This window comes from Caldalkalibacillus mannanilyticus JCM 10596 (genome assembly GCF_000615945.1).
GTDB classification, from domain to species: Bacteria; Bacillota; Bacilli; order Caldalkalibacillales; family JCM-10596; genus Bacillus_AT; species Bacillus_AT mannanilyticus.
Genome location: NZ_BAMO01000029.1, coordinates 60,359 through 72,270, shown reverse-complemented (window position 1 = coordinate 72,270; position 11,912 = coordinate 60,359). Strand labels below are relative to the sequence as shown.

Annotated in this window: 12 protein-coding genes and 1 tRNA gene; 8 read left to right on the top strand and 5 right to left on the bottom strand. The window is 41.6% G+C overall.

Annotation, left to right across the window (positions count from 1 at the left end):
• A partial coding sequence (locus JCM10596_RS15690) for a cytosolic protein (RefSeq protein WP_369345657.1) occupies positions 1-413 on the top strand: 413 nt, incomplete at its 5' end.
• A gap of 5 nt (positions 414-418) precedes the next feature.
• Here JCM10596_RS15690 and JCM10596_RS15685 read toward each other — a convergent pair.
• Together JCM10596_RS15685 and JCM10596_RS15680 are read right to left on the bottom strand one after the other, a co-directional pair.
• Positions 419-1,252 (bottom strand): metallophosphoesterase, encoded by an 834-nt coding sequence (locus JCM10596_RS15685; protein ID WP_025027952.1) that lies wholly within the window; start codon positions 1,250-1,252, stop codon positions 419-421.
• Positions 1,253-1,339: 87 nt separating this feature from the next.
• Entirely contained in the window at positions 1,340-2,965 is a 1,626-nt protein-coding gene (locus JCM10596_RS15680; protein ID WP_025027951.1) for a Na/Pi cotransporter family protein, read from the bottom strand.
• A gap of 189 nt (positions 2,966-3,154) precedes the next feature.
• On the opposite strand from JCM10596_RS15680, the gene nrdR reads away from it, so the two are divergent.
• From nrdR to dnaI, 3 genes are read left to right on the top strand one after another with little or no spacing between them, the layout of a single operon-like run.
• Entirely contained in the window at positions 3,155-3,610 is a 456-nt protein-coding gene (nrdR, locus tag JCM10596_RS15675; protein WP_025027950.1) for a transcriptional regulator NrdR, read from the top strand.
• 52 nt (positions 3,611-3,662) lie between these two features.
• Positions 3,663-5,153 (top strand): replication initiation and membrane attachment family protein, encoded by a 1,491-nt coding sequence (locus JCM10596_RS15670; protein WP_025027949.1) that lies wholly within the window; start codon positions 3,663-3,665, stop codon positions 5,151-5,153.
• A 2-nt stretch (positions 5,154-5,155) separates the two neighbouring features.
• Positions 5,156-6,091, top strand: coding sequence for a primosomal protein DnaI (gene dnaI, locus JCM10596_RS15665; protein WP_025027948.1), 936 nt, complete (start codon positions 5,156-5,158; stop codon positions 6,089-6,091).
• A gap of 81 nt (positions 6,092-6,172) precedes the next feature.
• Here the strand turns inward: dnaI and JCM10596_RS15660 are convergent, their stop codons facing one another.
• Complete coding sequence (locus JCM10596_RS15660) at positions 6,173-6,580, bottom strand: DUF3888 domain-containing protein (protein WP_025027947.1); 408 nt, start codon at positions 6,578-6,580, stop codon at positions 6,173-6,175.
• Between the two features lie 127 nt (positions 6,581-6,707).
• Here JCM10596_RS15660 and JCM10596_RS15655 point away from each other — a divergent pair.
• The 3 genes from JCM10596_RS15655 (at position 6,708) to JCM10596_RS15645 (ending at position 8,929) form a co-directional block, all read left to right on the top strand.
• Positions 6,708-6,783, top strand: a tRNA-Ala gene (locus JCM10596_RS15655).
• Positions 6,784-6,981: 198 nt separating this feature from the next.
• The gene (locus JCM10596_RS15650) at positions 6,982-7,998 is read left to right on the top strand and encodes an AraC family transcriptional regulator (protein WP_025027946.1); all 1,017 of its coding nucleotides are present in this window, start codon (positions 6,982-6,984) and stop codon (positions 7,996-7,998) included.
• A 136-nt stretch (positions 7,999-8,134) separates the two neighbouring features.
• On the top strand, positions 8,135-8,929 hold the full coding sequence (locus JCM10596_RS15645) for an SDR family NAD(P)-dependent oxidoreductase (RefSeq protein WP_025027945.1): 795 nt from the start codon (positions 8,135-8,137) through the stop codon (positions 8,927-8,929).
• A gap of 597 nt (positions 8,930-9,526) precedes the next feature.
• Here the strand turns inward: JCM10596_RS15645 and JCM10596_RS15640 are convergent.
• On the bottom strand, positions 9,527-9,955 hold the full coding sequence (locus JCM10596_RS15640) for a MauE/DoxX family redox-associated membrane protein (protein ID WP_025027944.1): 429 nt from the start codon (positions 9,953-9,955) through the stop codon (positions 9,527-9,529).
• An 87-nt stretch (positions 9,956-10,042) separates the two neighbouring features.
• Positions 10,043-10,627, bottom strand: a complete 585-nt coding sequence (locus JCM10596_RS15635) for an NAD(P)H-dependent oxidoreductase (RefSeq protein ID WP_025027943.1) — start codon at positions 10,625-10,627, stop codon at positions 10,043-10,045.
• Between the two features lie 82 nt (positions 10,628-10,709).
• Between JCM10596_RS15635 and JCM10596_RS15630 the strand changes: the two genes are divergently transcribed.
• Complete coding sequence (locus tag JCM10596_RS15630) at positions 10,710-11,804, top strand: AraC family transcriptional regulator (protein WP_234410532.1); 1,095 nt, start codon at positions 10,710-10,712, stop codon at positions 11,802-11,804.
• The last annotated feature ends 108 nt before the right edge of the window (positions 11,805-11,912 follow it).

The following is an 11,912-nucleotide window of genomic DNA, read 5'->3' as shown; positions in this document are numbered from 1 at the left end:
GGAGGCGAAGCTGTGACATGGGATTAAAAGAGTTTTTTTCTAATCGAACAGAAACAAGTGAAAACCACCAAGTGAAAGAGTTAAGAACAAGATACTACAAAACAACAAAGACCCAGGCAATGAAAGTAGTGAAAGAAATGCTTGAACAAGAACCAAGAATTACGCTTCTAGATGTATCTGAGGACCGCGGCGAAATCAATGCGGAATTTATAAAACCAAAAAGAGCGTATCTTGTAGTCAATATTATTACCGTCTTTCCTTATCGAACAGCCATTGATTTTGCCATTATCACGAAAACCTCGCTGCCAATGGATTTTGGCTATAGTAAGAAGGAAACGCTTGCGCTGTATGAAAGGCTGGACAAGCACCTAGAGTTTGTTGGAACCTCATTAAGTGAAAAGGAACAAGTGTAGCTTCTCTAAGCCACTTGTTCCTTTCTTTTTCTTGCTTTTAAAGTGTGAATCGTGATTTCAGGACGACACCCTATACGAATGTTTGCCCCTGTTTGACCTAAACCGCCACTAATATAGTACGTTCCATTGGCATGCTGCTGAAGACCACATAAATATTTTTTAAACGGTTTTAAACCCATCTTTAAGGAATGAACTGGAATAGGGTAATAAATTTGACCGGAATGAAAATGGCCGCAAATGAGGTAATCAAAAGAGTAGTTCATATTGTTGACAACAAGAGGATCATGAGTGAGGATAATACGGGTACCATGTGCTGGAATGTTTTTAAACGCTTTTTCGACATCGCTATGCCCTGAATAGTGATCATCGATTCCAATGATATGAATGGTTTCATGATGATCATGTATGGTTTTGGACTGGTTACAGAGTACAACAACCCCTCTTTTTTCCATTTCTTTTTTCAAGACCGAAAGCATGTCTCCTTTGATTACCCAGTCATGGTTTCCCCAAACGGCGTAAATCCCTAATCGACTAGGGATTTGAACCACTCCATCTAAAAAAGCTAGGAAGGGCTCAATACTTGTTACGCGATCCAAATAATCTCCTGTTAAAGCAATCAAGTCAAAGGTCTGATCTCCCACTAATTCCTTTACTTTGTCAGGTGAAACAGATAGCTTTTCAATATGAATATCAGTTAGATGCAATATTTTCAGCTCACCTTGATAGGTTGGCTTTAACACTTCTATATGAATTTCTTTTAATTCCGGACGAAATGTGTTCCAGTATCCTTTACTTAGGATGGATATCCCCGCTAAAGTGGCTAATGCAGTGAACAACATAAAAAACCACTCCTTTCTAGCATTCATACATACCATCATACTAGAAAGGAGCGGCAATAGCTATGGGATATTTTGCTTAATTCTGTGTTATAGATTATTTCCGCAGATCACATATTGTGCAATATTCTTGGAATGGTCTCCCATTCTCTCTAGATTACTTAATATATCTAAGAAAACAGAACCTGAACTTCCGTTACATAGTTGGTTGTTTAGACGAGTAATATGACTCTTTCTAAATTCTCTTTCCATTTGGTCTAATTCACTTTCAAGCTCTAAGACTTGTTCAGCAATCGCTTGATTATCATGCTCTAACGCTTGAAGAGCCTTAGCGATGGTGGTATCTGTTAAATCAATCATTTTCTTCAACTCATCAATCGCCTGAGATGAGAACTCTACTTTATGAGTGATCGAGAACTCAGATAGTTCAACAATATTTTCAGCATGATCCCCAATTCGTTCGATATCGTTGATCGTTTGCATTAAAATTGAAGCTTTTCCAGATTCCTGCTCATTCATGGAGTTTTGTTGGAGCTTCACCAAATACTCCGTAGTTTTTTTATCCAGGTCATTGATAATTTCTTCTTTTTGTAAGGCTAGATTTCCTGCTTTTTCATCCTTGGTGAAGAAGTAATTTGCTGCATCATTTAATGATTCACGCGCGTAGGTTCCCATACGAATAATTTCATGCTGAGCTTGTCCAAGACCTACAGATGGATTTGTCAAAAGACGCTCATCTAAATATTTCGGACCAAACTCAAGCTCCTTCATTTCCCCAGGAACAATTCTTGTTACAATATAAGCAAGTGCACCGACGAATGGCAATTGAATCAGCGCGTTGGTTACATTAAAGAATCCATGAGCATAGGCAATTTGCATACGAATATTGGCTCCTGTAAACTCACCCAGCCAGACAATCAAATGATACACGGGGTATAAAGCAATAATAAACAAAGTAGTTCCGATCACGTTGAAAATAACGTGTACCGCCGCAGCTCTTTTGGCAGCAACAGAAGCACCAATCGCTGCAATCACCGCTGTAATCGTTGTCCCGATATTATCCCCAAATAGAACTGGAAGTGCAGGGAATAGTTCAATCATACCCTCATCAGCGATGGTTTGTAAGATCCCGATTGTTGCACTAGAGCTTTGGACAATCATGGTAAAGACGGTTCCTACAAGTACTCCCAGAATAGGGTTATGTGAGAGATCTACAATAAAGTCGGAGAATACTTGTAAATCTTTCAGTGGTTTGAGTCCGCCTCCCATGGTTTTTAGCCCGAGGAAGAGCATCCCGAAACCAAAAATAATTTGACCTATGTATTGATACATTCTTTTCTTCGTAAAGAATAAGAAAAATCCACCTAGGGCAATGATCGGTAACGCATAATCTTCAACCTTAATCCCGATAATGAAGGCTGTCATGGTTGTCCCAATATTCGCCCCCATAATAACTCCTATTGCTTGACGCAAGGTCATTAAACCTGCATTGACTAGCCCAATCGCCATGACGGTTGTCCCAGTAGAGGTTTGAAGTAAGATGGTGACAACAATCCCTACGACGACTCCCATGAAAGGATTAGAGGTATAGGTCTCTAATAAGCTTCTCATTTTGTCCCCTGCTGTTTTCTGTAAACCATCTGACATGTACTTAATACCAAATAAAAAGATACCTAAACCACCAACAAACTTAAATATCAGATCCTGCCAATCCATAAGCTTGTAAATCCCCCTTAATAATAAGTGAAAAGAATGATCTGCGAAGTTCCGACAAAAAACGCATACCGTCCCATATTATAAAGTATAAATGTCTAATTGGGAAGGGAAAAAACCACAAATTCACACCTTGACGTATTCTGTAGAATAGGCGACACTAAGGATAGTAAAATAGATGGAGTGATGATGATGCGTTGTCCTTATTGTGGACACTTTGGCTCAAGAGTATTAGACTCAAGACCTTCTAATGAAAATCGGTCCATACGTCGTCGTAGAGAATGTGAATCCTGTAATCAGCGCTTTACAACATTTGAAATAGTGGAAGAAACACCGATCATTATCGTGAAAAAAGATGGTATGCGTGAAGAATTTAGCCGGGAAAAAGTGCTCCGCGGATTGATTCGCGCTTGTGAAAAGCGTCCAGTTGCACTTGAAACTCTTGAAAATATTGTGAACTCTATAGAGAATGATCTACGTCATTCAGGGATGCAGGAGTGTCCAAGCCAAGAAATTGGAGAAAAAGTCATGAATGAACTATATAAGGTGGATGAAGTTGCCTATGTTCGTTTTGCTTCTGTGTATCGCCAATTTAAGGATATTACTGTATTTATTAAGGAATTAACCGATCTTTTAAAGAAGACGTAGGCTTAAGATAACCTAATCTTAATCAGATTATTACAGAAAACGGGTGAATCGTATGACTTTAGTTTGGAATGAGTTGCGGCCCCAGGATCGGTATCGTGTTCATATTGTTCAACCCTTAAGCTTATTTCAAATCAAAACATTAACACAGCTTTATCAGCCACTTATGGGCTCCATATCCTATGCTCTATATGTGACTTTAGCCAGTGAAGTGGATGGGTTGCATCACTATTCTATTGAAAGAAACCATCAATGGCTAATGAATATGATGAATGCTCCTTTGGACAAGCTGTTCCATTCTCGCATTCGTCTAGAGGCATTGGGTTTAGTGAAAACGTATCGAGTGACGAAAGAGGATTATTATACTTTTATTGAATATGAGCTTTTACCTCCCCTGACCCCGAAAGAATTCTTTGGCGATGATATTCTGAGTATCTACCTATATAACCAAATTGGAACAATGCGCTACAAAGAACTGCGAGCGCAATACCATGCCTATCTCTATGGAGAAGGTGAGAGTGAGAAAACGGAGATTACGAAGGAGTTCCATGAAGTTTTTCATTCTGTTCATCCTTCGGAGCTGATGGCATTAAGAGGAACGGAAAGTGACCAAGAGCTGCAACAGATGGAGATCGAATATCCATTACCAAGTGAGCCCTCAGATCTCCCTATTTCGCCTTCCTACGCACGTTATCCTATTGATTTGGACAGTCTTAGAGGCTTCTTAATGAAGGGGATTAACAGTGAGGTTCTTCTGACAGACGAGGTTGTTCTTGAATTGAAGAAAATTTCCTTTTTCTATGGGTTAGATGAATGGAATGTGAGTCGCCTTATTCATGATTCCTTAACGGTTGAGGAAGAAATTGACCTTATCCAGCTTCGCCAAAAGGCAAAGGAAGCCTATCGTACACAGCACGGAGGAAAACCGCCGAAGCTGATCCATATGGTTCAGCCTATGGCGAAAAGAATGTTTCATCTAGAAAGCACCCAGCTTTCAGAGGAAGAGAAGCATTTACAACGCTTAGAAAACCTTTCTCCATTAGAGTTATTGGAGGCTTATCAAGGTGGGGGAAAGGTAGCGGAAGCCGATTTGAAGCTCTTAGAGGAGCTCCTGTATGATTATGAGCTATTACCGGGTGTCGTGAACCTTCTTATAGAATATATCCTTTTAACAAATGATTATAAACTACCGAAAAACCTTGTAACTAAAGTTGCAGCACATTGGAAGAGATTAAATATAACTACAGTGAAGCAAGCTCAGGATTTAGCTAAGAAGGAGCATCAGCAGTACAAAGAATGGAAATCGAAAAGCGCAGAAGAAAAAGGCGTAAAAAATAGTAATAAGAAAGTCCCTCAAAAGAATGCAGTGAGGAAGGATAAGCTCCCTAGCTGGATTGAGGAGCAAAAGAAAAAAGAAGAATATGACCATAAGCCGGAAGACAACTTAGAAAAAGTGCAATCACAATCCATAAGCGATCATCAAAAAAGAGAAAGAATCGAATCATTACTTAAAGCACTGGGCGAATGGGATGAAGGAGGTCAGTGATCGTGAAGGCTCTACGTTCTTCTCTTGAACAATTTTTAGAATCAAGACAAATACACAAGAAAATAGAAAGTAAGGAAGCGGAGCTATTGAATCACCCTTTACTTCTACGGTGGTGGCAGGACCATCCCGAATGGTCTAAGGAAGAAGTGGCTCGTTTTCTCATCAAGGTTCGGCAGTATGTTTCTGATCTGGAGCAATGCGAAGCCTGTCGTGGATTAGAGCAATGTCAAACTATGCTACAGGGACATTATCCTCAGATGTTTGCCTATGGGAAGATGCTTGATCTTGAATATACTCCCTGTACCTACTTGAAAAAAGCAGAAGCGGCAGAAACGAGAGCCAAGCTAATTAATAGCCACCATATTCCTAAAGATATTCTGGAAGGCAGCTTCCGAGATTTTGACCTTTCTGCTCCAGAGAGAGAAGATGCATTTGAAGCGGTTCTCCAGTTCTGTCTTCAAGCCAATCCAGGTCAAAATGCCATTGGACTTTATCTCTATGGTCCGCTTGGAGTGGGGAAGAGCTACTTATTAGGTGCAGCCTGTAATAAGCTGGCAGAGAGAGGGATTGCCAGCTATATGGTATATACTCCAGATTTCTTCTTGGAGATCAAGAATGCCATTGCCGAGCAGAGAGTAGAAGAAAAAATGAATGCCTTAAAAAATATTCCTGTCCTGATCTTCGACGATATTGGAGCGGAATCTATCTCTGCTTGGGCGAGAGATGAGGTACTTGGACCAATTCTGCAATATAGAGTGATGAAGAAGCTGCCCACCCTCTATACATCGAACTATAGCTACGAGCAATTAGAGGAGCATCTTTCTTATTCGCAAAAGGGCGGGATCGAAGAAATGAAGGCGATGCGCATTATGGAGCGAATACGCCATTACACCGATTCTTATCTAGTTAAAGGAATCAACCGCAGAAAACGTTCATAGAAGAAAAATCCCTCCAAATTTACAGTGAGAGGGATTTTTCTAGATCAGTGCAGTAGAAACTCCATCTGATGATAGTTTACTTCATTCGCAGTATTGTGAGAGCTGTTCTTCCCGAAGATTGACAACCTTCTTATTGGTCACCTTCCATTCAACTGGAAAGTTAGAAAAGGTAAGGTGCATGAGATCATAAGGAGGTTTTCTCTGTTCTCCTAAGGTAACAAATTGGATACTGATTTCAAAAAAGAAGGATTCTGCGCTAACCAGCCTTTTGATATGGGTTACCTTCCAGCAATCTATAAGCCGAGAGGTCCCATAATGCTTTTCTACCTCATCTTCAATTTTGGGCATAAGCAATGTCAGGAGTGAATCTTCTAGGTCTTCCTCTTCTATCTCAGGTGACGTCAGGTGGGCTGCTTGTATCTGCTGTGTTGGGCTAAGGAAACTAATGCTGAGCAGCAGGACCAGAGTGATCAGAATATTTTTTTTCAAGGGGTAACACCAAGCCTTTTTTTGTATTTAAAATAATCCATGTTTAGTTAGTATGTTCAACTAGGATTAATTTCATATTGCGTATTGAAAAAAAAATTTGATAAAATAAATCTTGTTCGCATAACATGGGCCCTTAGCTCAGCTGGGAGAGCGCTACGCTGGCAGCGTAGAGGTCGACGGTTCGATCCCGTTAGGGTCCACCATACATATACTATTAAAAACGACAGAGATGTCGTTTTTTTTCTTTTTAGATAAAACTTGAAAGGTGAATAAATCAAGATTTTAGAGTTAGATAAATCGATCGAAGCCTTCATCTTGAGGGAGTGGTATAATATTTAGATAAAATAATTCGCGAGCCTATCCTTTACTTGTGAGCAGGCAGCTGAAGGAGCCCTTAATGGATGAAGACTTCAAATCGAATAAAAATTCCGCAAGGGTTCTGGGAGGGATTGTGTAAACTGGATATTACTGCCTCTGAGATAGCTCGTAAAGCACAACTGCCATTTACTGTAATCACAGGGCGAGAAGTCTCCATTACTCAATATTATGCGATTTGGCAAGCTTATTCCGATCTGATTGGTGATACGGCTAAAGGAATCATTCAGCTTGCTACCGTGTATGAAACTAATAAATATCCGCCCACTGTTTTAGCTACTTACCACGCTCGCGACTACCGCGAGGCTATATACCGAATGGCCAAGTATAAACAACAGTGTCCTCCCGAATTCTTGCGTATTATCGAGGATGGCGAAATTTGTACTATCGAATTGGAGTGGCAGCATACCGAGCAGTCCGGTCCACCCATATTGCTAGGAGCAACACTGGCACAAGTTCTGGAACTGGGACGCCGAGGAACAGGGGAATCTTTGAAAGCACGGCTTGTCGAATTGTCGCACGCGGTAGGCGATAGGCAAGCCCTCGAAGCTTACTTTAGCTGCCCAGTCCGAATGGGTGCCCAAAATAATCGGTTGACTCTGCATAGAAGTGATCTGGATCGACCTTTTGTCACGCACAACCAAGAGCTATTGGAAATTTTGACCCCCGTTTTGGACCAATCATTGGATGAGTATCAGTGTAGCCACTCCATTACGGAGAAAGTCAAATGGATCATTAAACGGAGCCTCACAGCCGGTCAACCTGAAATCCGGACTGTTGCGAGTGAACTTGGGATGAGTAGCCGAACCTTGCAGCGCCGGCTGACTGATGAACATACGAGCTTCAAGCAGCTTTTGAACGAAGCTAAACATGAGCAGGCACGGATGTACTTGGCAAACCCTTCTCTTAATATGAAAGAAGTGGCTTTTTTGATTGGATACGAAGACCAGAGCTCCTTCTACCGAGCTTTCCGGCATTGGGAGGGGGACACTCCATCCAATTGGCGCAATGCACATTTAGATTCATTGTCGATCTCGCAATGACGGCGGGTATGTGAACGTTCATCGTTTGGCGCGAAGAACAAGTATTCTGGCGCATAGTGCTAGTTACGGAACCTATCAGAAAAGATATAATAATTCCATATCTGGTGTATTGCACGATGAGGAGGAGAATCAATTAATGGATATGGGATTATGTGGAAAAACGGCTTTAATTACTGGATCAACGAAAGGAATAGGGAAAGCAATAGCCATAGAGCTTGCCAAAGAAGGTGTCAATGTCCTGATTAACGGACGGAATTGGAATGAGGTAGAGCAGACAGTGAAGGAGATAAAAACACAATTCCCGTCTACCTCGCCTCTACCTGCAGCAGCTGATATAGCGGACACTCAGCAAAGGGAAGCCTTATTTGAAAACCACCCCGAAATTGATATTTTAGTTAATAATGTGGGGACTTACGAAATGATGCAATATGAGTACCTTACTGATGAAGTATGGGAAAAGTACTTTCGTACGAATGTTCTTGCAGCTAATGGATTATGTAAGAATTATTTGCCGAGAATGTTGAAAAACGGATTTGGTCGTATCGTTTTTATTGCAAGTGAAGAAGCAATGATGCCTTCAGGATTAATGCCCCACTATGCTATGACGAAATCAATGCTGCTATCCTTGTCAAAAAGCTTATCTAAAATGACAAAAGGTATAGAAGTGACAGTGAATACGATCATGCCAGGACCGACACTCTCTGAAAATGTGCATCAAATCATTACGGGGATGTTCCCTAATGAAGGGTTATCGTTTTCGGAAAAAGAGATGAAATTCATGGAATCAAGCTTGCCTCAATCTGAATTACAACGGTTTATTAAGCCAATTGAAATAGGTAGACTCACTACATTCATATGCAGCCCATATGCATCTGCATTCAAAGGTTCCCCTATTCGAATGGATGGAGGGATGGTGCCGACAATATTTTAAAATTTTGGGTAGTTAAATCCACCACTGGGGAGAGCGCTACGCTGGCAGCGTAGAGGTCGACGGTTCGATCCCATTAGGGTCCACCATAAACAAACCTTACAGCATCGGGATTTCCCGGTGCTTTTTGATTTTTTCAGGGGATCATCGGTGCTACACCGTTAGGGATGGGAACCGCATACACACAGATGCAATTGAGGCAGGTGCTGGATGCCATGAAGCGTACGTGCTGCCGTTTCAGAAAGTGCTTATTTCACAAGTTCATGAAAAGGTTGATGTTGAGCAGCTTGCACTCACCTATGAGAAGACGAGCAATATCTTCAGCGGTACATCCAGCAGCTTTCACAATGGATAGATCAAGCTTTTCGTTTGGACGTGTAACTTCCCATTCCCATACGGTTAAACCCCTTTATATTGGACACAGCACCTTTTATTCAAGCGAATACATACAATTGCTTGAATTTACTCGTTCTTTCGATTATTGTGTGCCGACTTGACATGGAGCCTCTGCAGGCATGACTTTTTGCGCGCTACACTTTAAGTTTTTTCGGCTTCACGGTCCCTTGCTTGATCGCATCCCGCGATTCAAAACGAAATAGGCTAAACCCACCTCGGACTCCTCTTTTTTGCTTCCCTGTAAAGAAGTGCCGAAGCCGCTGCAACAACTACCGTAAAAACAATGTAATCAAAAGCTTCCTTAAAACCGATCGAGAAAATCATGCTCAATAGGAATACCAAAAGCATGGCAAGACTAGCTAAAGCAGTCTCTTTTAAGCGAATACCACTCACCAATAAAACACCAAGCACAACTTCTAAGAAGGTTACAAAATAACCTAGGATATCAGACACTACTCTTGGGAACCAAGGGTTCAAAGTAGCTGTATACTCCAAAAAGCTATCAAAGTTTCCCCAGACCACACCTAGATTTCCAACTGGACCCAGGATGCCTAAACGGTCAGCAACTACCCATAAATACATCAACCCCAAAAAAACTCTTATAAAGATAAAGCTTACTGTTTTAATAGTCATAATGCCCTCCGTCCAATTAATTATATTTTATTTTTTTATTGAACCTCTCATGGCGTTCATTTGGGGGCTAAATAGCATACATGAAAATCAGGAGAGTTTGGCACCAAGCTCTCTAACGTGAGAAATCCATTTATCCCGCTGGTCAGATGTAGATGGTCTGATAGGACCAATCTCGGTTATGCGTACTGGTTTGATACCGCAGAAATGAAGTACGTTTCGCTTCATGACATTCAGCCCGGCCCGATGGTACACGAGTCGATTGTACCAGGCAGGGGTGTCGGACGTAACGATTAGGTGCGCAGATTTACCCAATAGAAGCTTATCCCATAACGGTGAATGCTGCCGGTATTTGAATGCGAACCCAGGCAAGAATACCCGATCGATAAAGCCCTTCAGAACTGCCGGCGTGCTCCCCCACCATATCGGATAAACGAATATCAGGTGATCCGCCCATCGGATCATCTCCTGTGCTTCAAGAAGTTCATTTTCCAGTTCCATCCGCTTACCGTATCCATATTGCAGATTCAAGTCAAAGGAGATTGAGCTTAAGTCAATATTTCGGACTTGGGCTTTGCTGTTCTCTTGAACTCCTTCCGTATATGCTTTTGCCAAGGATGCACAGTAGCTCTGTGCATCCGGATGGCCGTTAATGACAAGCATTTTCGATTTCATTGCTTTTACCTCCCCGGTAATTTCATTGTGATATAATAGTAAAAAAGCAACCTTAGTATATACTGGCAACTGGCGGAATGAAATGATCAACAACGTACTTTTACTTGATAAATCACGCAAAGGGGAGAATACGGTGATCGATTCGGGTGTTTCTGTTACCATGCTGTATCCAATTATGAAGTCGCTTGTCCATAAGGGTATGGACACAGATTCGTTTTTCCGCTATGTATCGTTTGACAGCACTGTTCTGACGCAACAGGATGCGCGTATCCCAACAATGGAGTTAGAGAGATTGACAAACGCGGCGGCGGTCTATACACAGGATGATTATTTCGGATTGCAGATGGGGGCGTTTACGGAATTTGCCGATTTGGGCGTGCTCGGATACGTCATGATGCATTGCAATAACATAGAAGCTGCACTTAAGTCGTTTCAGACTTACAATGAAGTGTTATGCAGCGGATTCAATCTGGATTGGGAGATCGTAGATGAAGATGTGAGAATACGCATGTTTACCCAATCTAACTGGAATTTTCCCCGCCATTGTGCAGAGGGTATGGCTGCTTCGCTCTACCGTCTGATCGAAATTCTGTGTAATCGAACGGTTCTGTTGCATGAAGTCAGGTTTATGCATGAGTCACCGGGGGGAATACATCCATATGAAACTGTGTTCGGAGTGATTCCCACATTTGGAGGCAATTCCACAATGCTGTGTATGAGTAAGGACTTGTTGGAGAATCCGGTTCTATATTCCGATACAAGATTGTTATTCGTATTCGAATCGATTGCCAAAGAAGCCATTGAGAAGTTACAAGTGACAGGATCGTTCTCGGATGAAGTATTGCAATGGTTGGAACACTGTCTTCCGACCCATTATCCGACCTTACGGCAAACTGCGGAACACTTTCAAATGAGTGTGCGAACGTTACAACTTCGATTGAAAGAGGAGAAAACTTCTTATAACGAATTGTCTATTCGTGTGCGAAAGCAATTGTCCATCTGCTATTTGGAACAATTGCATATATCTATAGGTGAAATTGCATACGCTCTCCATTTCTCGGAACCGAGCGCATTCAGCAACGCCTTCAAGAAATGGACGGGGGTAACGCCGTTACAATATAGGGATAACCTGAAATGTGAAACTGTAGATACAGGGTCATTTCTTGAGAATACCTGATTACTATTGACACATTATCAGTTTAGTATATTGGTTTTTGGAGCAGTGAAAGTAACAATGGTGGGAGAGCGCTACGCTGGCAGCGTAGCGGAAGTAAATTAAACGGAA